The sequence below is a fragment of the Aeromonas sp. 159 genome, assembly GCF_963862045.1.
GTDB classification, from domain to species: Bacteria; Pseudomonadota; Gammaproteobacteria; order Enterobacterales; family Aeromonadaceae; genus Aeromonas; species Aeromonas veronii.
In genome coordinates, this window is the sequence record NZ_CAWLMI010000033.1 from 1 (window position 1) to 23827 (window position 23827).

Genomic DNA, 23827 nt, shown 5'->3' on the forward strand with positions numbered 1-23827 from the left:
GCTTCCGCCAGCGGCTTGCCCTGCTCGCAGGTCATGATGCGGGCCAGCTCGTCGCTGTGGGCTGTGATGGCGGCAAACCAGGCGTAGAGCTTGTTGCTGCGCTCCTTGGCGGTCAGCGCAGCCCAGGCGGGTTGCGCCGCGTGGGCGGCTGCGATGGCGCGGCGGGTATCCTCGGCATCCATGTCGGGCACCTGGGTAATGACGGCACCGCTGGCGGGGTTGGTGACCTCGAAGGTGCGGCCGCTGGCGGCCTCGCACCACTGTCCATCTATATAGGCGCGGGATGTGATCAAGCTGGAGTGGGATGTTGTTCCTGACATGAGAAGCCTCGAGTGTGGGTCAGAGCAGCTGGTTGCCGGAGTGAGCCGACCCTTCCTGCGCCGCTGCCGTATAAAATAATAAGCACAGGAAGACCATAATTTGAGCTGAAATGTTTTTCAAGTGTTAAATATATTTGAATTGCTGGGGGGCGCCATGCTAGAAAATGGGCTGTGTAGCGCGCTTTCTCCGGTTCGCTTGCAGGCTGTAAGTGGGCAGACGACCGGGAGATGGTAAATCAGGTGTGCAAAATAATGAACGGTTGTGCTGTGTAACATAGTGAACGGCAAGGGAAAGCTGGTCGGCTATTTTAACCAGCAGGGTAAACAGGCAGCGCCTGATCCGATGCGATCACGCGCAAGCAGGAGAGGCTGATGATGCAAGGATGCAGACATGGCGCAGCAGGGGGCCTTTCATGAGCGGGCCACAGAGCCGGGAGAGCGTGGCTCGACCGTTGAGTGTGGCTGACGCCGGGGCGCGCACCATGGGGGAACGGCTGGCGGCGGTGCGCCATCAGCTGGGGCTCTCCCAGCGGCGGGCGGCCGAGTTGAGCGGCCTGACTCATGGCGCCATCTGCATGATCGAGCAGGACAAGGTGAGCCCCTCGGTCGCCTCCCTGCAAAAGCTGCTCACCATCTACGGCCTGCCGCTGTCGCGCTTTTTCGCCGAGGAGGAGAGCCGCACTCCGGAAGTGGTGATCAAGGCTGATCAGCTGATCGAGCTGGGCAGTCAGGGGGTCTCCCTCAAGCTGGTGCACAACGGCAACAACCGCCGTCAGCTCGGCTTTATGCTGGAGACCTATCCCCCCGGCACCGACACCGGCGGTCAGGTGACCCATCAGGGGGAGGAGGTCGGCACCGTGCTGGAGGGGTCGGTGATCCTGACGGTGGCGGGCCAGAGTTATCAGCTGGAGGCGGGCGACAGCTATGTGATCGACACCGGCGAGCCCCACAGCTTCAGCAATCCGTCGGGGGAGACCTGTCGCATCGTCAGCGCCCACACCCCGGCGAGCTTTTAATCTAGGCAGTAGTTTGGCAACCGAACCGGTAAGGAAACAGGGATCATGACCGAACATGTAAACAGTTACTACGCAGCCAGCGCCAATAAACACGCACCCTATCCGACATTGACCGAGCAGCTGGAGTGCGATGTCTGTGTCATCGGGGCGGGTTATACCGGCCTCTCCAGCGCGCTGCATCTGGTAGAAAAGGGTTACAAGGTGGTGGTGCTGGAGGCCGCACGAGTCGGCTTTGGCGCCAGCGGCCGCAACGGTGGACAGATCGTCAACTCCTACAGCCGCGACATCGACACCATAGAAGCGAACTGCCCGCCGGATCAGGCCAGGCTGCTCGGTTCCATGTTGTTTGAGGGGGGCCAGATCATCCGCGAGCGGATCAAGCGCTACAACATCCAGTGCGATCTGCAGGAGGGGGGCGTCTTTGCCGCCGAGACCGAGAAGCAGCTGCACGAGCTCAAATCCCAATACGCCCGCTGGCAGAAGTGGGGCAACGACCAGCTGGAGCTGCTCGATGTCAAGGGGGTGCGCGAGGTGGTCGCGAGCGATCGCTACGTCGGCGCCCTGCTCGACAAGAGCGGCGGCCATATCCACCCCCTCAATCTGGCGTTGGGGGAGGCGGAAGCCATCCGCATCCAGGGGGGGCAGATCTTCGAACAATCCGCCGTCACCAGCATCACCCCGGGGCAGCCAGCCTTGGTCAAGACCGCCAAGGGGTCGGTGAAGGCGCGCTTTGTGGTGGTGGCCGGCAACGCATACCTCGGCAATCTGGTGCCGGAACTGGCCAGCAAAAGCATGCCTTGCGGCACCCAGGTGATCGCCACCGAAGTGCTGGGAGAGGAGCGGGCCCGTTCACTCCTGCCGCAAAACTACTGTCTGGAGGATTGCAACTACCTGCTCGACTACTACCGTACCTCCGGCGATCACCGGCTGCTCTATGGCGGTGGCGTGGTCTATGGCGCGCGGGATCCTGCGGACATCGAGCGGCTGATCATCCCCAAGATGCTCAAGACCTTCCCGCAACTGGCGGGGGTCAAGGTGGAGTACACCTGGACCGGTAACTTCCTGCTCACCCTGTCGCGGCTGCCGCAGTTTGGTCGCATCGGCCCCAACATCTACTACATGCAGGGCTACAGCGGCCACGGCGTCACCTGTACCCATCTGGCGGGCAAGCTGCTCTCCGAGGTGCTGAGCGGTCAGGCGGAGCGCTTCGATGCCTTTGCCAAACTGCCGCACTACCCCTTCCCGGGTGGCCGCCTGTTCCGCATCCCCTTCACCGCTGCGGGCGCCGCCTGGTACACCCTGCGCGACCGCTTGGGTGTATAAGAGCTGCCCAGCTAGAAATGTGGGCTGGTGGGTGCCGCTTAGATAACGCTGACGCCAGCACCAATACCAGAAACAACAAGGCCACCGCGAGGGTGGCCTTGTTTATCAAGCTGCAGAGCGTTGTTTAGCTGTAGAAGGCTTCAACGGTGCCCTTGAGTTTGATCAGGATGGGCTGACCACGGCGATCCAGCGCTTTGGGGGAGGGGATCTTCACCCAACCTTCGCTGATGCAGTACTCCTCGACATCGGTGCGCTCTTTGCCGTTCAGGCGAATACCGATCGGGTGCTCGAAGCAGGCGGCCACATAGTGAGGGCTGCGTGGATTGCAGGAGAGGTGATCCGGCAGAGCCGGTTTGGTGCTGGTATCGCTCATCGATATAACCCGAAATGAATAAAAAGTGGGTCATTGTAGAGAATGCTGTCATGGCATTCAAGGCGGCCCCAATACCGGCCAAGGCGGGCGGCCATCTATGTTGGCGACCCGCTTATCCCCGTTGCCAATCCATCACCAGCTCGGGACGGCCGCTATGCTTGCACAACTGCTGCTCACCCTCTTTGAAACCGTTGCGGGAGTAGAAGCGCCGGGCCTGCTCATTTTCGGCGTAGACCGTCAACTCGAGTCGATCATATTGGGCTTTGAGGTGTTCGAGCAGTTGGCGACCCAACCCGTGTGATTGGTGATCAGGGGAAATAAACAGCGCGGCAACAGACCCCTGATACCAGGAGATAAAGCCCAGTAGCTGTCCATCCTCCTCATAGACCCAGCTCTGGCTGGCGGGCAGATAGATGTCCCGCATCGCTGCCCGTTGCTCATGCCAAAAGGCGGCGGGAATAAAGTCGTGGGCTTGTACCGATGCCTGATACCAGAGCTCGACGGCGGCATCCAGATCGGTGGCGGATAATGGACGGATCATAGTGGCCTTAATAACAAAGAGTGGAAGTAACGCAGGCTCGATATAAGCGCAGCGTAATCGGGCATTCGCGGTAGCGAGAGTTCTGTGCCACTCCCGGTCGCCACCTTGGCCAAAATGGCAAGGCTGTGATTTATGCAATCCCTGTTACCGTATAGTGTCGCTCGACATTGACGGTTATTTCCCCCCAACGGGAGGATTTGACTCTGGCTTGGTGTGCTTGAAAAGCCGCATCATCAACAAACTCTTCATAGACATCGAATCGGCAGGGATTGACAGGATCTTGAGTCACCTTAAAGATCAGGCAGCCGGTTTCAGCGTGGGTTAAACAGATATGGGCATCAAGCTCGCTCTTGACTATCGCAAGCTCGGAGAGAGGCACAATAATAAATCCCTGTAAAATCACTTTGCCCATATTTTATCCCTGAGTTGTGGATATTTATAATAATTGAAAATTGGCTTTCGGCATGTTAACGAGATAATATACCTCACAATATTTTTATTAAATGCAAAGATTGCCTGAGTCGTAAATACTATATAAATATGTAACTAATGTTTATTGGTTATATGTTTAATTATCATGGATTTAAACGATTCGGCACAAATGAATTAATTTCATGGTTCTAAAATGAATACTTTAATTCGGTTTTACATGTGGAAAACATCTCATTTTAGCTCAGACTTAATATCCATCCATGCTTTTTCAAGCACCTTTTGTGATTGTTCTTCAAGTGCAATACGATAGACATTTAAATCTTTAGTTGTACCGTCTTTTTTTACTGATTCAGAATACACATCTTTAATTAAAGATTTTATTATCTTAGAGTATTCTTTATTGGGGTCAAGCATTAGATGTATCTTTGTTCTGACAGAAATTAATTGGGAGTGATATTGATAAAACGATTCATTGTTTTGAAAATCATCATCCAAATGTTTCCTAACGGCAATCATTGCTGCTATGCTAATAAGATCAGATATGTTTTGTCGTAACTCATTTATCCATGCCTGCCTTAATTCTGCTTTTTTTGCTAGGTTTTGAGCCTGCTGATTTTGTCGGCTTATTCGGCCGACTAAGATAGAAGTAAAAATACTACCAATACCAATTAAACCGGTAATGATAATCATTGGCCAATCAGGAGAAATAGATAATAATATTTCGTGGTCACCACTTGATAATATTATTTTTTCTGCGTCCATTACTTTCCTCATAAGCTAAAGATAGGAGCTTACATTAAGTTATCACTAATAAGTTGTATGTATTTCTAGTTTTCATTTGAGGTCGCTCATATTTTCTATTCGAAACGCTACCGCCCCCAAGTTACAGTTCCCGGTGTGCTGCTTTTAACCCATGTTCTGCGGATAACTCCCTTCTGACAGCGAATGCTCATGGTGTGGCTCCGGAAGCAGCTTTGTGCCGTGCCACCATGATACCGATTGAAGCCGGTGGTGGAAGGGCTGAGGGGCGATAATCAGTGCCGGATCAATAAATTAAAACAACTTGGGTGGCAAAAACCACAAGGCCCCCGAGGTCGGGGGCCTTGTGATAGGGCCATTACGGGCGAGGTTGAGCAGGGCAATGCCGATTAGGGCAGATCCAGGGTAAAGCGGGCGCCGCCGAGGGGGGATTCATCGACCCGGATCTGGCCGCCATAGCTGTGGACGATTTCGGTCACCACTGCCAGACCTATGCCCTGACCGGGTGAACTGTCTGCCCGCACGCCGCGCTGGAAGATCTGCTCCGATTTGGCCGGATCGATTCCCGGGCCATCATCTTCCACTTCGATACGCAGCCGCTCGAGATGGCGGCGCACCGTCACCTTCACTTCACTGATGGCAAATTTGCAGGCATTGTCGAGCAGGTTACCCATCAGCTCCATCAGGTCGCCCTGTTCGCCGTGGAAGAGGGCGTCATCGTCGAACTTGAAGTGGGTTTGCAGCTTTTTGTGGCGATAGACCTTGGTCAGGCTGGCCAGCAGTTTTTCAATCAGCGGTACCGGCTCGGTGCCCTTGCTGGCAAGGCGCTGGCGGCCGGTCACGGCCCGTCTGAGCTGATACTGGATCATCTGATCCATGGTGAGGATCTGCTCGTTGATGTTGTCGTGGATCTCCCGCCCCAGCTTCACTTCGCGGGTGGTGATCTGGATCAGCGCCAGCCGGGTTTTCAGGCTGTGAGCGAGATCGTTGAGGGCGTGCTGGTAGCGCTGGGTCTGCTGGCGTTCGTTCTCCAGCAGCTGGTTGATGGAGTCGGTCAGCGGGGCCAGCTCTCGCTCAAAATCGCTTGAGAGGTCATCGCGCTTGCCGGCCCGGATATCGTCGATCTGACGGGCGATGGTGCGCAGGGAGCTGAGGCTCCAGAAGGTGGTGAGCAGCAGCAGCCCGGCCAGCAGCATATAGGCGAGCAGTGCCTGTTTGGCGGTCTGGTAGAGGTAGGTGCGGGACTCTTCGTGGTAGCGTTTGGCCGAGTCGATCATCACCACGTAGTAGGCGGTGGTGCCGCTGCCGGGATTGCGGATAAACCGCAGGCTGTAGACGAAGTAGCTCTCGCCGTTCTTGATGGTGTGCTTCTTGAAGAAGTAGTCGAGATCCATCCCCCCCAGATACTTCATCAGATCGCCGCAGATGGTCTGTTTGGCCTTGATCACCTCCGGCATATGGAGGCTCGACCAGACCAGATCGCCATCGGCGCGGCAGATCAGGGTATCGAGGTTGCGATCCCCCGCACCACGGGATATCCGCCCCAGCTCGACGTTCGACCCCTTGTCATCCGGCTCGGTGGAGGAAAACAACTTGGCCAGGTTCTCCTGCATCCGGGCACTGGCCTTCTGGGTCTGCTCCTCGACGTGGCCGAGGTAGAGGGCGTAGACGGCAAACCCCATGATCAGCGCGATGACCAGCAGCGAGCTGAGCAGCAGTTTGATGTGCAGTGAGCTGCGGATCATCTTGATAGGGCGCGGCAGATGAAACTGCATCAGTTACAGGAGAGGTTGAAGATATAACCCTGACGCCGGATGGTGGAGATGGGTTGAATCGTCCCTTCCGGATCCAGCTTCTTGCGCAGGCGGCTCACCATCACTTCGATGGTGTTGGGGTCCCCTTCGCCATCGCCGTAGAGCTGGTCGAGCAGTTGCTGCTTGGAGACTACCTGACGGGCGTTGCGCATCAGGTACTCCAGAATGAGGTATTCAAAGCTGGTGAGCACCGCCACTTCACCGGCGATGGTCAGCTCCTTGCGGGAGAGATCCAGCTCGTAATCACCGGCTTTCACCCTGGGCGAGATAAAACCGGCGCTGCGGCGCACCAGCGCATTGAGTCGGGCCAGCAGCTCATCTTTCTGGAACGGTTTGACCAGATAGTCATCAGCACCCGCTTCCAGTCCTTCGACCTTGTCCTGCCAGTTGCCACGGGCGGTCAGCACAATGATGGGGAAGGGGATCTGCCGTTCGCGCAGTTGCCGGATCAGTTGCAGGCCGTCCATATCGGGCAGACCGAGGTCGATGATGGCCACATCAATGGGATAGTCGGCGGCGTAGTGCAGTGCAATCCCGGCCTGGTCGGTGCTGTAGACCTGATTGTCGGCTTCGGTCAGCAGAGAGGAGAGGTGGTGATTGAGCAGCTTGTCGTCTTCGACCAACAGAATTTTCATGATGTGAGCGGTCATAGGGATCCAGGCTGTCAATTAGAAAGTGTATGTCGCTTCGAGTCAATTCGAATCCTAATGCATCCCGGCTGTATCGGGACTGAATCAGCAGGACTTCAGAGTTCGCGCCAACTGGTCGTTTAACCATGGTCCGGGTTGTCGATGGCATGCTGGTCGGCAGTCATGTTGCGAAAGGTTTGATGTGATGAGAGAGATGGCCGGGAGGCTGCTGGCGCGACTGCAACAGCGTGAGCGCAGCGACCTCCTCTATATTGTCTGGCTCTGCTGGGGGGCAGCCTTGCTGCTCTACGTGCTGGGGTCGCCCTGTTTTCTGTGGCCAGTGGCGCCGATGCCGCTGGTTCTGCTTGTGTGGTTGGTGGAGAGAGTACGGATGTTTGGAAGAAACAAAGGTGGTGCGGCTACTGCGTCGGCGGGGGCCACCGTGATTGCAGCCGGTGCTTGCTTCAAGGGCGAGTTGCAGGTGGAGGGGGATCTGGAGGTGCGAGGTCAGGTCAATGGCACCATCCAGCTCATCGGTGGTGTGCTGCGCATCATGCAGGGCGGTAGCGTTGAGGGGGAGGTGAGTGCGCCCCACGTGATCATCAATGGTCTGCTGGAAGGCACCTGTACCTCCGCCGAGGTGGAGATCCTGGAGAGCGGCAAGATGCAGGGGATCTTCAAGGGGGGCAGTCTCTCCATCTGCAAGGGCGGCAACTTTGTTGGCCAGTCCCAGCCCACCGTGGCCGGCAAGGCCGATCCTGTGTTGCAAGCCTTGTCTGAAAACAGTGCGTCCGGGAGCAAGCAGCCGGAGAGCAAGAGCAATGTGAAAAAGCTGCCGCACGAGCCGAAAGGCAAGCCGACCGAGGAGCTGGCCAAGCAGGCGTGATGTCGTTTGCCAGCGGTGCAGATGACGGTTGTTCAGGAAAACAGAGAGGGGGCCACGATGGCCCCCTCTGCATTTCCCCGTTACCCGTTAGCTGCGGCGCGGCGGCAGCATATTGGTGAGGGTGTTGTCTTTGAGAATATGGTGGTGATAGAGGGCCGCCACCGTGTGCAGGCCGATCAGGGCGTAACCGATATTGCCCAGCGTCTCGTGCACCTCCTTGATCAGCCCCTTGAGATCCGGACTGGGGGAGAGCAGGGCAGGCAGCTCAAGCCCGAAGAAGGGGATGGGCTTGCCCGCGGCGCTCAGCAGCAGCCAGCCAAACAGCGGGGTCAGAATAAGAAAACCGTAGAGGGCGAGGTGGGCCAGTTTTGCCAGCTTGTGCATGAGCGGGGAGAGCTCGGGCACGATACGGGGCGTCGGGCTCATCCAGCGCAGTGCCAGTCTGACAAACACCAGGGCGAAGATGAGCAGCCCCAGCATAAAGTGCCACTCCTTCATCAGATCCCGACCCGGGTCCCCTTTGGGGAAAATATCGCGAAATTCGATCAGGGCGTAGACGGCGATCATGGCCCACAGGGTCAGCCAGTGCAGCCCGATATTCAGGGTGCCATAACGTTGTTCACTGTTCATCAGCATAGGTTTGTTCCTTCGAAGTGCTGTCACATCCGTGTGGCATCCCCGCACTCAAACGTGTCGGGGCCAGGCCAGATCCTTTGGTGGCAACAGCAGAGCTACCATGCTTGCCATACATCGATAGCCTGCCGCTGGCATCAGTCAGAGAGGAGATGCCCTCTGCTGTCTGCATGGTATCACTGGCAACCGGGTGGATAGTCTGATCAATGCCACACAATTTACAGGCTCATTAAGCCCCTTGTGACGTGAAGAAGGCGTGAAATAGCATCAGTGATGTCAGCCCGCCAAGGTTCAGGCGGGCTCGATGGCCAGCACCACGCAATCCGGCTCGCTGATGCGAAAACGGACGTTGCAGTCAAACAGCCGCACCCCGTACTCCTTCTCATCGGGCTTGCCCTTCTTGTAGGCGGGGCGCGGATCTTGTGCCAGCACTTCGCTCACCAGCTGGCGCAGCTCGGGGTGGGCCTTGAGCCAGGGTTGCAACTGCTGCTCGGCCTCGGCACTGAAGCTCACCGCCAGCGGCGGGGTGGGGGCGTCGGGGGCAAAACCACCACGGGCATCCGGCAGGCTGTCGGCATAGGGAATGTAGGGTTTGATATCGACGATGGGGGTGCCATCGAGCAGATCCACCGCCCCCAGCTCCAGCCACAGCTTGCCCCGCTCACGGCCGATCCCGTGCAGCTCGACCACCGAGAGACCTAGCGGATTGGGGCGGAAGGTGGAGCGAGTGGCAAAGACGCCGACCCGCTCGTTGCCGCCAAGGCGCGGCGGGCGCACCGTCGGGTGCCAGCCCTGCGCCATGGTCTGATGAAACACGAAGCTGAGCCACAGATGGGAGAACTGCTCGATGCCGCGCAGCACATCCGGCTGATCGTAAGGGGGGAGCAGCTCGAGGCGGGCGCGGGCCGATTTGACCAGACCGGGCTGGCGGGGGATGGCGAACTTCTCCTTGTAGGGAGAGCGGATGATCCCGAGGGTGTCGATTTCGAACTTCATGGCGGATCCTGACTGAAAACCCCGGCAATTTAGCACAGGCAGCCCCAAAACGCAGGCTTGGCCTCGATACGCCCTTTTCTGCGGCGCTGCCGTGATCCCTGTCCCATCCCGGCCTGTCGGGGGCTGTGCCCGCGCGCCAAGTTGCGTAGGGTGGAGGCAACTGGCGTGTCAGGATGAAATGTGTGCACTCGCGCCGAAGGGGGAGGGAGAGGGATGAAACTGCTGATTATCGGTGGCACCGGCTTTTTGGGGCGCCACCTCACCGCGCTGGCGCTGGATTGGGGCCATGAAGTGACGCTGTTCAACCGTGGCCTGCACCAGCATCCGGACTGGCGCGATCTGGTGCAGCTCACCGGCGACAGGGACAAGAGCCTGATCGCCCTGCAAGGGGCCAGTTTGCAGTGGGATCTCGTCATCGATACCTGCTGCTATCGCCCTGAGCAGGCGGCGAGCCTCTCGGCAGCTTTGCTCGGGCGCTGCGCGCGGCTGATCTTTATCTCCACCATCAGCGTCTATCGCGATTTCTCAATGCCCGGGATGGATGAGTCGGCGCCGCTGCATGCTATCCCCGAAGGTGAAATGCCCACTGACTATGGCCCCCTTAAGGTGTTGTGCGAGCAGGAGTATCGCGCCCGCTGGGGCGAGCGGCTTTGCATCCTGCGCCCGGGCGTACTGTGTGGCCCCCATGATCCTACCGGGCGCATGGCCTGGTGGATTAAGCGGGTGCAGCAGGGCGGGCCCTGGTTGTTGCCGGGCAGTGGTGAGGATCGCTTGCAGTATCTCGATGTGCGCGACTGTGTCGAGTTTGTGTTGCGCGCGGCCGAGCAGCAGTTGGGGGGCACATTCAACTTGCTCAAATCCGGTATTACCCTGAGTGACTGGCTGGAGCGGCTGAGCGCCCGGTTGCAGCCCGCCCGCCCCATCCAGCCCGAGTGGCTGCCCTGGTCCACCCTGATGGCAGCCGGAATCGAGCCCTGGCAGAGCTATCCCACCCTGCTGCCCTGCGCGCAGGCGGAGTTTGCCGGTTACGGCTCTATAAGCGCCGAGGCGGCCATCGTCCACGGGTTGAACTTCCGGCCGCTGGAAGAGACCGCCGCCGACCTTGCCCATTGGCTGGCCATCGAGCCTGCCGCCGGGGTGGCGGAACATGCCATGACTCAGGCCGAGGAGACTTCGCTGCGGCAGCAGTTGCTGGAACCCAGTCTGCAATAGGAGAGGTGCATCGAGCCGCTGCTACCGAGCGTGGCGCGGCAGGTGTGAATACAACGAGAGAGGGCATCCCGCGGGATGCCCTCTCTGTCTATCCATGCCTGATGGTTGCCGAATACAGGCTGACGCGATTCCCCATCACATCGCTGTCGCTCACCGAGTTAGCGAATGGCGGCCCCCGCGGCTACCAGCAGCTCTTTCAAAATGGTGCGATGGCAGCGGGACTCCTGCTCGCAGTAGCAACCGACCGAGAGGTTGGTGGTGTGGGAGAGGGCGGCCAGCAACGCCAGATCATGCCTGGCGGCAGGTTGCGCCATCTCGGCCTTGTACTGTTTGCCAAACGCTGCCCACTGGGCGGGCGTCTCGGCTGCCTGCCCCAACTTCATGGTCTCGCTGCTGGGGGCCAGGTTGGGGAACCAGACATCGTACCAATGCTGGCTGGCAAATTCGCTCTTGGGTATGCCGCGGGGCGGGCGGCGCACCGTGCCGATCCGCAGCCCCTCATCGGGCAGGCGCGGGCTGCCAAGGCGAACGATAGCGAGGGCCATGACAGTGAGTTACTTCTCTTCGGCCACTTTCAGCGCCTGCCCGTAGCAGATCACCTGTTTCAGGCAGCCCGGGGTGTCGCTGAACTCGGCACACTTGTCGATGGTGACGCCGTTGCCACCCATGTCGGCTGCGCGGCGGCGGGCCAGGGTGCGCGCTTCACCGGCGTTGGGTACCGGCTGGTTGGCATCGGCCTGGCAGGATTCACCCTCGATGGTGCCGAGGTAGAGGTAGTTGAGGTCAGCCAGCTCATCTTGTTCATAGATGCGCACGCTACCGGGTTTGAAGTATTCGTCGAAGTTCTCTTTATCCAGATTGCTGTTGAAGGCGTAGTTGGCACAGCCGGAGGCAATCAGGGGCATCATCAGGATCAGGCGTTTCATCGTCTCGTATCTTGTGTCGGTGATGAGGACAGTAGAAATGCGCAGGCGCTCCATGTCGGCATCTTGTTGAATAATGAGGGGGACATTATAGGGGCCAGCCGCCTGCGGCGACCAGCCCCGTTTTGCGCCCGGTTGTCAGGGTGTGACCCCCATCAGCCTGATATCAAACCGGAGCCAGTCGCTGATAGAGGCTGCGGTAGTAATCATCCGCCAGCAGCTCGTTGTGAGGGGCGCAGAGGCGGATCTGTCCCTCTTCCATCAGGGCAATCCGGTCCATCTGCTCCATCCCCAGCAGACGGTGGGAGATGAGCAGCAAGGTGCGATCAGCCCCGAGCCGGAACAGCAGATCCATGATCTCCCGCTCGGTCTGGCTGTCGAGCCCTTCGGTCGGTTCGTCCAGCAGCCAGAGCGGCGCATCGTGCAGCAGGGCGCGGGCGATGCCGATACGGCGACGCTCACCACCTGAGAGGGGGCGGCCGCCGTCACCGAGCCAGGCGTCAAGGCCCGCCTCATCTTCCAGCAGATTGGCCAGTCCGACCTGAGTCAGTACCGCAATCAGCTGCTCGTCAGTGGCGGTCGGGGCGGCCAGTTTGAGGTTGCCCCGCAAGGTATCGGCAAACAGATGCACCCGCTGGCTCACCACCGAGATGGAGGCGCGCAGCGCCCCTTCGCTGTAGTCGGTGAGCGGCTTGCCACCCAGCAGGATCTTGCCAGCCTGCGGGCTCCACTCACGGGTCAGCAGCCCCATCAGGGTCGATTTGCCGCAGCCGGTCTGGCCCAGCAGCGCCAGCTTCTCACCGGCGTGCAGCTGCAGGGTGCAGCCACGCAGCACCGGCTGGGGGTTGCCGGGGTAGCCAAAATAGAGGTCATTGATCTGCAGCGCGCCAGCGGTGGCGTGGGTCTGTTCGTCGCCCCACACGGGGGCTTTTGCCTCTTGCAGGATCTCGTTCAGGCGGCGTGCCGAGGTGAGGCTGGTGGAGAGGTGCTGGAAAGCACCCGCCAGTGGCATCAGTGCCTCGAAGCTTGCCAGGGTGGCAAAGACCATCAGTGCGGTAATGGGGTCGGGCGCAGCGCCCGCTACTCCATGACCGGCCAGCCAGAGCATCAGGGTCAGGGTCCAGCCGCTCAGCAGTTGCGCCGAGAAGTTGGCCAGCCCGCTTACCTTGGCCATGCGGGCCTGCGCGGCGAGCAGCGCCTGCTCGGCTTGTTGCAGCTCAACCAGCGCCTTGGGGGCGGCGGCAAACATCTGCAGTTCGGCCTGACCATCCAGATAGTCCACCATCCGGGTACGCAGGGTCGATTTTTCGGCAATCAGCGCCTGACCGGGGCGACGGCCGAGGAAGTAGAACACCAGCGGCAGGGCGATCATGCCAAACAGCAGAATGGCACCCAGGGTGAGGGCGAGGCGACTGTCGAAAAACGACAGGAAGAAGACCAGTCCGGCGGTGCTGAGCAGGGCCGCGCCTATGGGGGTGATCAGCCGCAGATAGACGTGGTCCATCGCATCGATGTCGGCCACCAGCCGGTTGAGCAGATCCGCCTGACGGAAACCGGCCAGAGTACCGGTGGAGAGCGGCGAGAGTTTCTGCCAGAACCAGACCCGTAGTCGGGTCAGTACCCTGAAGGTGGCGTCGTGGCTCACTACCCGCTCACCCCAGCGACCGGCTGTGCGGACGATGGAGAAGAAGCGCACCCCGCCCGCGGGGGTCATGTAGTTAAAGGCATGGGTCGTCGCAACGGTCATCCCCGCCACGGCGGCGGCGGAGAGGAACCAGCCGGAGAGGGAGAGCAGCCCCATGCCGGCGGCTAGGGTCACCAGCGCCAGCAGCAAACCAATGGTGAGGCTGAGCCAGTGTTGGCGATAGAGGCGCAGAAACGGCAACAGATCACTCATCGAGAGAACCTCCGGAACGTTGGGAGAGCAGGCGGGCAAAAAGCCCCTGCCCAGAACTAAGTTGCTGGAAGCTGCCTTGCTCCACCAGCTGGCCGCGGGCCAGCACCATTATCTTGTCCATCTTGGTAAGCTGGTCGAGGCGGTGGGTGATCATCAGCAGGGTCTGGCCAGCCATCGCCTGCTCAAGGGTGCTCATGATGGCGCGTTCGGAGTGGCGATCCAGACTGGCGGTCGGTTCATCGAGCACCATCAGCTGGGTTGATTTGAGCAGGGTGCGCGCCAGGGCGAGGCGCTGGGCCTGACCGACCGAGAGGCCGCCAGCCTGATCGCCGACCGGATAGTCGAGCCCCTTTTCCATGGCAAATTCCCACGCCTGCGCCTGTTTCAGGGCATCTTCCAGCTCGGCATCGCTGGCCGTTGGCTTGGCCAGCAGCAGGTTGTCGCGCAAGGAGGCGTGGAACAGCTGCGGGTTTTGCGAGAGCCAGCCCAGTTGCAGGCGCCATTGGCTCATGTCAAGGGTGGCAAGCTCCTGCCCGTTGACCTTGAGCTCGCCACGATAGGGAGCAAAGCCGAGCAGGGCGTTGACCAGCGAGCTCTTGCCTGCGCCGCTGACGCCGATGAGGGCGGTGCGCGAACCGGCTTCCAGGGTGAAGTCGATGGGGCCGACCAGCACCTTGCCTTCGGCGCTCAGCACTTCAAGGGCTTTGGCTTCTACCTTGACCGGGCTGTCGGCATGGAACGGCGCTGTGCCTGCGGCCGGCTCGCTCACCTCGGCTTCGAGGAATTCAAGCAGCTGCTCGGCAGCGCCGATAGCCTGCGCCTTGGCGTGGTAGTGGGCACCCAGTTCTCGCAGCGGGGCGTAGAACTCGGGAGCGAGAAACAGCACGAACAGGCCGGTAAAGAGGGTGACCTTGACCCCATAGCTACCAAAGTTCAGATGGTCGATATAAGAGAAGCCGAAGTAGACTGCGACCAGCGCTACCGAGATGGCGGCGAAGAACTCCAGCACGGCGGTGCTCAAAAACGCCAGGCGCAGCACCTCCATGGTGCGTTCGCGAAAATCTTCCGAGGCGTCGCGAATGGCGTCACCTTCTGCCTGGGTACGCATAAAGAGTTGCAGGGTACGCAGCCCCTTCAGGCGATCGAGGAAGTGGCCGGAGAGACGGGCCAGCGCCTGAAAATTGCGGCGGTTGGCATCGGCGGCGCCCACACCCACCAGGATCATAAAGATGGGGATGAGGGGGGCAGTGCCCAGCAGGATCAGACCAGCCGCCCAGTTGACCGGGAACACGGCCACCAGAATGACCACCGGAATAAAGACGGCGATGGCCATCTGCGGCAGATAGCGGGAGAAGAAATCCTGCATGTTTTCAATCTGTTCCAGCAACAGGCTGGCCCAGCTACCGGCCGGACGGCGCTGGATATAGGCAGGGCCGAGGCGACTCAAGCGAGTGAGCACCAGCTGGCGGATGGTCTGGCGCACCGCGCTGCCCGCCTTGAAACTGGCCACTTCGCGGCCATAGGCCAGCGCCGCCTTGCCAAGCGTCACCAGCAGCAGGGTAATAAAGAGCGTGATGGATTGCTCAGGCGTTGAGCCTTCGATGATAAAGCCGTGCAACAGGGTCGCCAGCAGCCAGGCTTGCGCCACCATCAGAATGCCCTGGCCAAGGCCAAAAGCGATGGATATCGTGATCCAGCGGCGACCGTGACTCGATTGCTTGCGCAACCAGCCATAGAGACGTTTTTGCGTTTTTTTATCCATTACCACCATCCTCGCGTCGAGTGGCGCAAGACTATCCTTGCCGTTTGGCCTTGGCAACCTTGTAAATTATCTGTGTTGAAAATGTTTGATGGAAAAAGCAACCGTCTGTTCAATCCTTGTCCGAACAGATTGATTTATTGAAAAAAGTGGCAAAGGCGCCATTGCGCTCGGCGGCAAAATGCATATAGTAGGAGCCCTGACGCGGGTGTAGTTCAATGGTAGAACGGTAGCTTCCCAAGCTGCATACGTGGGTTCGATTCCCATCACCCGCTCCAAATTTCAGATGCCAGCGGGCATCGTATAATGGCTATTACCTCAGCCTTCCAAGCTGATGATGCGGGTTCGATTCCCGCTGCCCGCTCCAGCTTCAAAACAAAAAGCCCACTCCTGCGAGTGGGCTTTTTGTTTTTCATCTGTCTTGTGCGCCGTTCGACGTCACGCTCACGGTTTCTCAGCTTTTAAGGCAAATTGCAGAGACAGAAAAGGCGCCCGAGGCGCCTTTTCAGATCAACAGCGTAGCGGGAGCTTATTCCTGTTCCAGCTCACCACAGAAACGGTAGCCTTCGCCGTGGATGGTGGCGATGATCTCCGGAGTATCGTTAACGCTTTCGAAGTGTTTGCGAATGCGACGGATGGTCACATCGACGGTACGGTCGTGTGGCTTGAGCTCACGGCCGGTCATCTTCTTCAGCAGCTCGGCACGGGTCTGGATCTGGCCCGGGTTTTCGCAGAAGTGCAGCATGGCGCGGAACTCGGAGCGCGGCAGCTTGAACATGTCGCCAGTCGGGCTGACCAGTGCGCGGCTGTTGATATCCAGCGCCCAGCCGTTGAAGAGGTAGCGCTCAACCAGCTTCTTCTCTTCGCCACCGGCAGCCACGTTCATGGTGCGGCTCAGCAGGTTGCGGGCACGGATAGTCAGCTCGCGCGGGTTGAACGGCTTGGTGATGTAATCATCGGCGCCGATCTCCAGACCCAGGATCTTGTCCACTTCGTTGTCACGACCGGTCAGGAACATCAGGGCGATGTTGTCGTTCTCACGCAGCTCACGGGCCAGCAGCAGGCCGTTCTTGCCCGGCAGGTTGATGTCCATGATCACCAGATTGATGGTGTGGGAAGTGAGGGCCTGGTGCATTTCGTCGCCGTTGTTGGCTTCGAGCACGATGTAGCCTTCGGCTTCAAAAATGCTTTTCAGGGTATTGCGTGTGACCAGCTCGTCTTCGACGATCAGAATGTGTGGTGTTTGCATGAGTATTCCCAGATTCTTATCAGTTAATTATCTTAAATTTAACACTCTTTGGCGTTTCAAACCGATTTCCTGACTGATCCTGAAAATTTATTACGTCATCCTGGGTATGAGAGTCAGGTCGGAATATCGCGAATTAGGCATCAGTACCGGCAAGTATCCCTGTGCCACTTATAGGTTCCCGACAAGTCTGGTCGAGCAGAGCCTGGAAAGGTCGTCCATTACGAAAGTGGCCGCATTTTATCAGTTAACAGGAGCATAACAACACTCTTTGCCATCAGATAGCAACTTTTTAACTCTGATTTGATATAGGTCAAACCCTGGTACAGCTGCATCATACTTGGCCTGAACCGGGTTTTCGCCCCTACAAAATGTAATGGAATGTAACATGTGATTGACATGAATTTGTGGGAAAACTACAAGAAAATCTGCTTTATCGCGCCATTTGAGCCACCAGACTGGTCTGCTTTTGCCATCATCACAGCCTGGAATCCGGCCAGCCAGTGGGTCACAGAACGACGCAATATGCGGCGGGAACGGGCGATGTGGCGCCATCTGACCGTGGGTTTGCAGGTGCCCGTGGTGGGGCCGTTTTGGGGATCTGACCTGGACGAACGCTGGCAGGAGTCATCGCTGGCGGTGGCGTTATCCCTGCCACAAGCCCGTCAGCTGGCTGTTCGTTTTGGCCAGAACGCCATCTACTGGGTGGAGGATGGCCAGCTCTGGCTGACACCAGTATTGACGGATAAATCAGCAGTTTATCTGGGCAATATTGAATCCTTCTGGATTGCCAGAAACCTTGCCTGATGAAAGAATGAACACCTTCATGCATCTGAAAGGAATCAAATCATGCTGGATCTCCTGCCCGACCTCTGCGATCAACACGGCGACTTGCTGCAAGTGGCCGACCCGGTGTTTCAGGATTTTGGCGGCAAGGCCCTCTTTTATGGTCGCGCCGTAACGCTCTCCTGTTATGAAGACAACAGTCTGGTGCGGGATCTGGTGACCCGCCCCGGTCACGGCAAGGTGATGGTGATCGACGGCGGCGGTTCGCTGCGCCGTGCGCTGCTTGGCGATCAACTGGCGATCAAGGCGGTGGAGCAGGGGTGGGAGGGGATCCTGATCCACGGCGCGGCGCGGGATGTGGGCACCCTGGCGACACTGGCACTCGGGGTCAAGGCGCTGGCGGCCTGTCCGGTCAAGACCGAGAAGCGGGGATTGGGAGAGCTGGGGGCCGTGGTCAGCTTTGCCGGGGTGACCATCCACGAAGGGGATTACGTCTATGCGGATCGCAACGGTGTGGTGGTGAGTGCCACGCCGCTGATCTGATTCAGAAGTTGAAACCGACCCCCAGGCTCAGCGCCTGATCGGCTGTGATGGCGCTGACCCCGTAGTTGGCGGTGAGGGAGAGTCTGGGGGTCAGCAGCAGGCTGGAGTTGAGCTCCAGCAGGGTGCTGGCCTTGTTGAGATCGAGATGTTTGATCTGGCTGCCGATATTGAATGCCGGAGAGAGCTGGTAGCGTACCCCCGAACTCATATTGAAACCGGATGTGCGATTCTGATCCGCCACTGCCGGGCCCGCTTCCATAAAGAGGGTTACATCATCCACCACCGGATATTGATAGCCGCTATTGACCAGCCAGAGATCAAAACTGTCGCTGTGATGGCTATGGCCATTGAGCAACACACCCGAGTAACTTTTGACATAGAGAGACGGGTTGGATTGCGGCTGAACCACTGCCCAGTCGGCGGCCTGAACAGCCATGCTGGCGCAGGTTGCAAGCAGTGTGATGATGAGTGATTTGACCATTCGTTTCCCCTCCCTGGGTCCGGAACTGAGCCTAAGCATGGCACATGCCAGCTGGTAGTAAAGTGAAGGGAGATCACAATAAAATCCTTTGGCATGGGCGCCAGCCATGTTAAACAGGCTGCCGTATTGATGGCTCTAATCATTAAGAGGTGAATCCATGAACAAGAAACTGACTCTGCTGGCCGCGCTGGCACTGGGAGGCTGCGCAATGGCAACAGGTTCCAGCATGGCTCAACTGCAAGCATCCAGCTGGCAGCTGCAAGGCGCCACCGGCGATACCTTCACCCTGCAAGTGGTCGACGGCAAGGTGGCGGGCAAGGGCGGCTGCAACCGCTATTTTGGCGGCATCACCAAGCAGGGTGACGGTGTCTTGACGCTGGGCGCCATGGGCTCCACTCGCATGATGTGCATCGGCGACGCCATGAACAAAGAGACCGAGTTCCTGCAAAAGCTGGAGAAGGTGGCAACCTACTCCATCAACGGCAACCAGCTGACTCTGAGCGATGCCAACAAGGCAGCCCTGCTCACCTTTCACGCTGTGCCTGCTGCCAAATAAGGCACGCGTTCGTCTGATTGCCCCGACAGCTCTGACTGTCTGATACGCCCTCCGTCTGGAGGGCGTCTGTTTATCTGCGGCGAGCCCTGTTTGCTCGTCCGCGACTGTTGTTCACTCGTCGATTCTCCAGTCAGCCTGGTTTGATGCCAGAACCTCGTATCTTCGCTTCGGTACGTATCTTGATCATTTCAATGATTCTTGTATAGTTGAAGTGAAAGGTCACACCAAGGGGAATGAAGATGAACAAAGAGATGGCCACCAAGGTCTTTGAATCGCTGGCATCCGGCATCCGGCTCGATGTATGGCGGCTGCTGGTGAAGGCCGGGCTGGAGGGGCGGGTCGCCGGTGAACTGGCCAGCGAGCTCGATATTGCCCCCAATACCCTCTCGTTTCACCTCAAGGCGATGCTCAACACCGGTCTGCTGTCGGTGGAGCAGGAGGGGCGCTTTCTGCGCTACCGCGCCAATATTCCCCTGATGCTGGATGTGATCGCCTACCTTACCGAGGAGTGCTGCGCCGGTCATCCCGAGGCCTGCGGTGTGATGCGTGCCGAGTCAGCCTGCTCCCCCCATGTTCTGCCTGCGCAGCCCTGCTGCAACAAGGAGTAATGTCATGTCCTCCATTCAGATTTTTGATCCCGCCCTCTGCTGTTCCAGCGGTGTCTGCGGTACCGAGGTTGATCAGGCACTGGTCACCTTCGCAGCCGACCTTGCCTGGGCCAAGGAGCAGGGAGTGGCCATCGAGCGTTTCAATCTGGCCCAGCAGCCGATGCAATTTGCCGAGACACCTGCCGTCAGCGCTTTTCTGACCCATGCCGGGGAGGAGGGGTTGCCGCTGGTGCTGGTGGAGGGACAGGTGGTGTTGACCGGCCGTTATCCGAGCCGCAGCGAGCTGGCCCGTTATGCCGGGCTACCTGCGCCGCAAGCGGCTATCAAGGGGATCGTCAAGGGTGGCTGCTGCTCTGGCAGCGGTTGCTGCTGAGTCGCGACGCACCATTCGGGAGAGGCTATGTATCATTTTCTGACCAATCCACCGCCGTTTCTCTTTTTCACCGGCAAGGGCGGGGTGGGCAAGACCTCGCTGGCCTGCGCCAGTGCGGTGGCGCTCTGTGATATTGGCAAGCGGGTGCTGCTGGTGAGCACAGATCCTGCCTCCAACGTGGGGCAGGTGTTTGCCACCGAGATCGGCAATCGCGTCACCGCCATCGCCCCTGTGCCCGGTTTGTCGGCGCTAGAGATAGATCCCCCCGCGGCGGCCAAAGCCTATCGGGAGCGGATCGTCGGGCCGGTGCGCGGCAAGTTGCCCGAGAGCGTAGTGCGCAGCATCGAGGAGCAGCTCTCCGGCGCCTGCACCACCGAGATCGCCGCCTTTGACGAATTCACCGCCCTGCTGACCGACCAAACACTGCTGGCCGAGTATGACCACATCGTCTTTGATACGGCTCCAACCGGTCACACCATCCGGCTGCTGCAACTGCCGGGCGCCTGGAGCGAATTTCTGGAGCAAGGCAAGGGGGATGCCTCCTGCCTTGGCCCGCTGGCGGGGCTGGAGAAGCAGCGCAGCCAGTATGCCGACGCGGTCGCCGCCCTGGCTGATGCCACTCGCACCCGCTTGGTGCTGGTGGCGCGCGCCCAGCAATCCACTCTGCGGGAAGTGGCCCGCACCCACGAGGAGCTGGCCGCCATCGGCTTGTTGAATCAGCAACTGGTGATCAATGGCCTCTTCCCCGAAGGCGCCATTGCCGGAGATCCGCTGGCAATGGCGCTCTGGCAGCGTGAGCAACAGGCTCTTGTAAAGATGCCGCAGGGGATAAAGGGGCTGGCGCAGGATCATATCCCGCTGCTGGCCACCAATCTGGTGGGGGTCGACAGTTTGCGGCTGTTGCTGCAAGCAGAGGGAACAGCCGCCGAATCCCCGACAGTACAGTCCACTGTCAAGCAAGCCCAGCCCGAGTTGAGTTCGCTGGTAGACAAGCTGGCCGCCGACGGTCACGGCCTCATCATGCTGATGGGCAAGGGCGGGGTGGGCAAAACCACGCTGGCGGCCGCCGTGGCGGTGGAGCTGGCTAGCCGCGGCCTGCCGGTGCACCTCACCACCTCGGATCCTGCCGCGCACCTGAGCGAGACGCTGGCAGGTAGCTTGCCCCATCTTGAGGTGAGTCGCATCGACCCCCACGCCGAGACCGAGCGGTACCGCGCCCAGGTGCTGGCCACCAAGGGGGCTGCGCTGGACGAGCAGGGGCGGGCACTGCTGGAGGAGGACTTGCGCTCCCCTTGTACCGAGGAGATCGCTGTGTTTCAGGCCTTCTCGCGCATCATTCGCGAGGCGGGCAAGCGCTTCGTGGTGATGGATACCGCCCCCACCGGCCACACCCTGCTGCTGCTTGACGCCACCGGCGCCTACCACAGGGAGATCGCTCGCCAGATGGGAAACAAGGGGCTGCACTTCACCACCCCCATGATGCAGTTGCAGGATCCCAAGCAGACCAAGGTACTGATTGTGACGTTGCCCGAGCCGACGCCGGTACAGGAGGCGGCCAATCTGCAGGCCGATCTGCGCCGGGCTGGTATCGAGCCCTGGGGCTGGCTCATCAACCACAGCTTGCAGCAAGCCGCGGTCAGCTCACCGCTGCTGCAACTGCGGGCCGAGCGCCAGTTGCCCCATATCGAGGCGGTCGAGCAGCAACATGCCAGCCGCTACGCCGTGGTGCCGCTGCTCGCCGAGGAGCCGGTGGGGCCCGATGCCCTGCGCCGTCTCTGCCAGCACCATTGAGTCGCCGCCCCGGCCTGCTGCCGGGGCGGCTTGAATATGCCGTTACTTGTTATAAACCCGTGTTTTGAACCAATAGAAGATGCGAAATTGCGTCGCATCGGGAGCTGTGATGTCTGCAACATGTGATGCCAAGGCCGTGCCTGCCATCGGCTTTTTTGAACGTTATCTGACCGCCTGGGTCGCCCTCTGCATTCTGGTGGGTATTGGGCTTGGGCAGGGGTTGCCGGATCTCTTCAAGGCGATCGGTGCCATGGAGGTGGCCAAGGTCAACCTGCCGGTGGGGCTGCTGATCTGGGTGATGATCATCCCCATGCTGCTCAAGATCGATTTTGGCGCCCTGCATCAGGTGAAGGGCCACATGAAGGGTATTGGGGTCACCCTCTTTATCAACTGGCTGGTCAAACCCTTCTCCATGGCCTTCCTCGGCTGGCTCTTTATCCGCGTGCTGTTTGCTGACTGGCTGCCGGCGGATCAACTCGACAGCTATGTGGCGGGGCTGATCCTGCTGGCGGCGGCCCCCTGCACCGCCATGGTGTTTGTCTGGAGTCGCCTCACCAACGGCGATCCCTACTTCACCCTGTCGCAGGTGGCGGTGAACGACCTCATCATGGTGTTTGCCTTCGCACCGCTGGTGGCGCTGCTGCTCGGGGTCTCCAGCATCATAGTGCCGTGGGATACCCTGCTCACCTCTGTGGTGCTCTATATCGTCATCCCGGTCATCATCGCCCAGCTGCTGCGCAAGGCCTTGCTCAAAAAGGGGGAGGCCCATTTTGACGGCGTCATGACCCGCATCCAGCCCTGGTCGGTGGCGGCCCTGCTGCTCACTCTGGTGCTGCTGTTCGCCTTCCAGGGCAACGCCATTATCGAGCAGCCGCTGGTCATCGCCCTGTTGGCGGTGCCGATCCTGATCCAGGTGCTGTTCAACTCCGGGCTGGCTTACTGGCTCAACCGCAAGGTGGGGGAGAAGCACTCGGTTGCCTGTCCTTCCGCCCTGATCGGCGCCTCCAACTTCTTTGAGCTGGCGGTGGCCGCCGCCATCAGCCTGTTCGGCTTTCACTCCGGCGCGGCGCTCGCCACCGTGGTCGGGGTGCTGATCGAGGTGCCGGTCATGCTGCTGGTGGTGCGGGTGGTTAACGCCAGCAAACCCTGGTACGAAGCGGGGCTGGGCCGTTAACTGATGGCCGCTAACAGCTGGCCGCGAACTGATGCTATCGATTTTCTATTCACTTGATTAATGAGAGACACGCAAATGAGTGCAATCACCATCTATCACAACCCGGAATGTGGTACCTCCCGCAACACCCTGGAGCTGATCCGCAACAGCGGCGTGGAGCCCACAGTCATCCACTATCTGGAGACGCCCCCCTCCCGTGACCAGCTGGTGGCGCTGATTGCCGCCATGGCCATGCCGGTACGCGATCTGCTGCGCAAGAACGTGCCCCCCTACGAGGCGCTCGGGCTGGCGGAAGATCGTTTCAGCGATGATGAACTGATCGATGCCATGCTGGCCCACCCCATCCTCATCAACCGCCCCATCGTGGTCACGCCGCTTGGCACCAAACTGTGCCGTCCGTCGGAAGTGGTGCTCGATATACTGCCCGATCAGCAAAAAGGGGCCTTCGCCAAGGAGGATGGCGAGCAGGTGGTGGACGCGAGCGGCAAGCGCCTCAAGTAATCATCTGAACGCTCAAGTACGGATTGAAACAGGGCCAGCGTCACGCTGGCCCTGTTTCGTTGTGTGAACAAGTTGAAAAAGTTACTCCGGCCAATCGTTTTACCGCTTTTTCTGTGACGATGATCACTGTACCATCGCCGCCCGACCTGCCACCCGGCCGCATCTCCCCCTGCGACGGCGCTGGCGTCACCCGATACATGCTGTCACCCGGAACGTGAATGACCCCAGGATGGGACCCGCCACTAACCTGTAGGT

At 59.4% G+C, this 23827-nt stretch carries 27 protein-coding genes and 2 tRNA genes; 14 read left to right on the forward strand and 15 right to left on the reverse strand.

Annotated features, from left to right (window positions below):
* Positions 1–320 (reverse strand): aldehyde dehydrogenase family protein (locus AACR14_RS06835; RefSeq protein ID WP_156808784.1); only part of this gene is annotated, 320 nt, incomplete at its 3' end.
* A gap of 413 nt (positions 321–733) precedes the next feature.
* Here AACR14_RS06835 and puuR point away from each other — a divergent pair.
* Positions 734–1336: an HTH-type transcriptional regulator PuuR gene (gene puuR / locus AACR14_RS06840; protein ID WP_019445616.1), complete on the forward strand. Its 603-nt coding sequence runs from the start codon at positions 734–736 to the stop codon at positions 1334–1336.
* A 45-nt stretch (positions 1337–1381) separates the two neighbouring features.
* Complete coding sequence (locus AACR14_RS06845; protein ID WP_019445617.1) at positions 1382–2659, forward strand: NAD(P)/FAD-dependent oxidoreductase; 1278 nt, start codon at positions 1382–1384, stop codon at positions 2657–2659.
* A 124-nt stretch (positions 2660–2783) separates the two neighbouring features.
* Here the strand turns inward: AACR14_RS06845 and AACR14_RS06850 are convergent, their stop codons facing one another.
* From AACR14_RS06850 to AACR14_RS06875, 6 genes are all read right to left on the reverse strand, one after another.
* On the reverse strand, positions 2784–3032 hold the full coding sequence (locus AACR14_RS06850; protein ID WP_005338226.1) for a DUF3297 family protein: 249 nt from the start codon (positions 3030–3032) through the stop codon (positions 2784–2786).
* Between the two features lie 112 nt (positions 3033–3144).
* Positions 3145–3573, reverse strand: a complete 429-nt coding sequence (locus AACR14_RS06855; RefSeq protein WP_019445618.1) for an N-acetyltransferase — start codon at positions 3571–3573, stop codon at positions 3145–3147.
* A 130-nt stretch (positions 3574–3703) separates the two neighbouring features.
* On the reverse strand, positions 3704–3985 hold the full coding sequence (locus AACR14_RS06860; protein WP_019445619.1) for a putative quinol monooxygenase: 282 nt from the start codon (positions 3983–3985) through the stop codon (positions 3704–3706).
* A gap of 251 nt (positions 3986–4236) precedes the next feature.
* Entirely contained in the window at positions 4237–4767 is a 531-nt protein-coding gene (locus tag AACR14_RS06865) for a hypothetical protein (protein ID WP_019445620.1), read from the reverse strand.
* A 386-nt stretch (positions 4768–5153) separates the two neighbouring features.
* Positions 5154–6539, reverse strand: coding sequence for an ATP-binding protein (locus AACR14_RS06870; RefSeq protein WP_005338217.1), 1386 nt, complete (start codon positions 6537–6539; stop codon positions 5154–5156).
* A complete protein-coding gene (locus tag AACR14_RS06875) occupies positions 6539–7213 on the reverse strand; it encodes a response regulator transcription factor (protein WP_041201856.1) in 675 nt (224 codons plus the stop codon). Before AACR14_RS06875 ends, AACR14_RS06870 begins: the two co-directional genes overlap by 1 nt.
* A gap of 199 nt (positions 7214–7412) precedes the next feature.
* On the opposite strand from AACR14_RS06875, the gene AACR14_RS06880 reads away from it, so the two are divergent.
* Complete coding sequence (locus AACR14_RS06880) at positions 7413–8093, forward strand: bactofilin family protein (protein WP_019445622.1); 681 nt, start codon at positions 7413–7415, stop codon at positions 8091–8093.
* 87 nt (positions 8094–8180) lie between these two features.
* Here AACR14_RS06880 and AACR14_RS06885 read toward each other — a convergent pair whose 3' ends face one another.
* Positions 8181–8729: a cytochrome b gene (locus AACR14_RS06885; RefSeq protein WP_019445623.1), complete on the reverse strand. Its 549-nt coding sequence runs from the start codon at positions 8727–8729 to the stop codon at positions 8181–8183.
* A gap of 288 nt (positions 8730–9017) precedes the next feature.
* Complete coding sequence (gene tsaA / locus AACR14_RS06890) at positions 9018–9722, reverse strand: tRNA (N6-threonylcarbamoyladenosine(37)-N6)-methyltransferase TrmO (RefSeq protein WP_019445624.1); 705 nt, start codon at positions 9720–9722, stop codon at positions 9018–9020.
* 213 nt (positions 9723–9935) lie between these two features.
* Here tsaA and AACR14_RS06895 point away from each other — a divergent pair, with 213 nt between their 5' ends.
* Positions 9936–10934, forward strand: coding sequence for an NAD-dependent epimerase/dehydratase family protein (locus tag AACR14_RS06895; RefSeq protein ID WP_019445625.1), 999 nt, complete (start codon positions 9936–9938; stop codon positions 10932–10934).
* 158 nt (positions 10935–11092) lie between these two features.
* Here the strand turns inward: AACR14_RS06895 and AACR14_RS06900 are convergent, their stop codons facing one another.
* From AACR14_RS06900 to cydD, 4 genes are all read right to left on the reverse strand, one after another.
* On the reverse strand, positions 11093–11479 hold the full coding sequence (locus AACR14_RS06900) for a DUF488 domain-containing protein (protein ID WP_019445626.1): 387 nt from the start codon (positions 11477–11479) through the stop codon (positions 11093–11095).
* A gap of 9 nt (positions 11480–11488) precedes the next feature.
* A complete protein-coding gene (rcsF, locus tag AACR14_RS06905; RefSeq protein ID WP_013723982.1) occupies positions 11489–11860 on the reverse strand; it encodes an Rcs stress response system protein RcsF in 372 nt (123 codons plus the stop codon).
* 163 nt (positions 11861–12023) lie between these two features.
* Complete coding sequence (gene cydC / locus AACR14_RS06910; protein WP_019445627.1) at positions 12024–13754, reverse strand: heme ABC transporter ATP-binding protein/permease CydC; 1731 nt, start codon at positions 13752–13754, stop codon at positions 12024–12026.
* Positions 13747–15516, reverse strand: a complete 1770-nt coding sequence (gene cydD, locus AACR14_RS06915; RefSeq protein ID WP_019445628.1) for a heme ABC transporter permease/ATP-binding protein CydD — start codon at positions 15514–15516, stop codon at positions 13747–13749. The genes cydC and cydD overlap by 8 nt, the downstream gene beginning before the upstream one ends.
* 201 nt (positions 15517–15717) lie before the next feature.
* Between cydD and AACR14_RS06920 the strand changes: the two genes are divergently transcribed.
* Both AACR14_RS06920 and AACR14_RS06925 read left to right on the forward strand, forming a co-directional pair.
* Positions 15718–15791: transfer RNA gene (locus tag AACR14_RS06920), tRNA-Gly, on the forward strand.
* 14 nt (positions 15792–15805) lie between these two features.
* Positions 15806–15880 (forward strand) — tRNA-Gly (locus AACR14_RS06925).
* 162 nt (positions 15881–16042) lie between these two features.
* Here the strand turns inward: AACR14_RS06925 and arcA are convergent.
* Positions 16043–16762 (reverse strand): two-component system response regulator ArcA, encoded by a 720-nt coding sequence (gene arcA, locus AACR14_RS06930; protein ID WP_005338193.1) that lies wholly within the window; start codon positions 16760–16762, stop codon positions 16043–16045.
* A 396-nt stretch (positions 16763–17158) separates the two neighbouring features.
* Between arcA and AACR14_RS06935 the strand changes: the two genes are divergently transcribed.
* Together AACR14_RS06935 and AACR14_RS06940 are read left to right on the forward strand one after the other, a co-directional pair.
* Positions 17159–17566, forward strand: a complete 408-nt coding sequence (locus AACR14_RS06935) for a DUF3293 domain-containing protein (RefSeq protein WP_019445629.1) — start codon at positions 17159–17161, stop codon at positions 17564–17566.
* Positions 17567–17608: 42 nt separating this feature from the next.
* Positions 17609–18088: a putative 4-hydroxy-4-methyl-2-oxoglutarate aldolase gene (locus AACR14_RS06940; protein WP_019445630.1), complete on the forward strand. Its 480-nt coding sequence runs from the start codon at positions 17609–17611 to the stop codon at positions 18086–18088.
* Position 18089: 1 nt separating this feature from the next.
* Here AACR14_RS06940 and AACR14_RS06945 read toward each other — a convergent pair whose 3' ends face one another.
* The gene (locus tag AACR14_RS06945; protein ID WP_005350173.1) at positions 18090–18569 is read right to left on the reverse strand and encodes a hypothetical protein; all 480 of its coding nucleotides are present in this window, start codon (positions 18567–18569) and stop codon (positions 18090–18092) included.
* A 157-nt stretch (positions 18570–18726) separates the two neighbouring features.
* Between AACR14_RS06945 and AACR14_RS06950 the strand changes: the two genes are divergently transcribed.
* The 6 genes from AACR14_RS06950 to arsC all read left to right on the forward strand — a co-directional run bounded on the left by AACR14_RS06950 (position 18727) and on the right by arsC (position 23572).
* On the forward strand, positions 18727–19125 hold the full coding sequence (locus AACR14_RS06950) for an META domain-containing protein (RefSeq protein WP_019445631.1): 399 nt from the start codon (positions 18727–18729) through the stop codon (positions 19123–19125).
* A 239-nt stretch (positions 19126–19364) separates the two neighbouring features.
* Positions 19365–19733, forward strand: coding sequence for an ArsR/SmtB family transcription factor (locus tag AACR14_RS06955; protein WP_005338181.1), 369 nt, complete (start codon positions 19365–19367; stop codon positions 19731–19733).
* A gap of 4 nt (positions 19734–19737) precedes the next feature.
* A complete protein-coding gene (gene arsD / locus AACR14_RS06960; protein WP_005347398.1) occupies positions 19738–20106 on the forward strand; it encodes an arsenite efflux transporter metallochaperone ArsD in 369 nt (122 codons plus the stop codon).
* Between the two features lie 27 nt (positions 20107–20133).
* Entirely contained in the window at positions 20134–21897 is a 1764-nt protein-coding gene (gene arsA / locus AACR14_RS06965; RefSeq protein WP_019445632.1) for an arsenical pump-driving ATPase, read from the forward strand.
* Between the two features lie 109 nt (positions 21898–22006).
* Positions 22007–23071, forward strand: coding sequence for an ACR3 family arsenite efflux transporter (arsB, locus tag AACR14_RS06970; protein WP_019445633.1), 1065 nt, complete (start codon positions 22007–22009; stop codon positions 23069–23071).
* A gap of 75 nt (positions 23072–23146) precedes the next feature.
* Positions 23147–23572 carry a glutaredoxin-dependent arsenate reductase gene (gene arsC, locus AACR14_RS06975; RefSeq protein ID WP_005338171.1) on the forward strand — a complete coding sequence of 142 codons (426 nt, stop codon included), beginning with the start codon at positions 23147–23149 and terminating at the stop codon, positions 23570–23572.
* Positions 23573–23827: the final 255 nt, after the last annotated feature.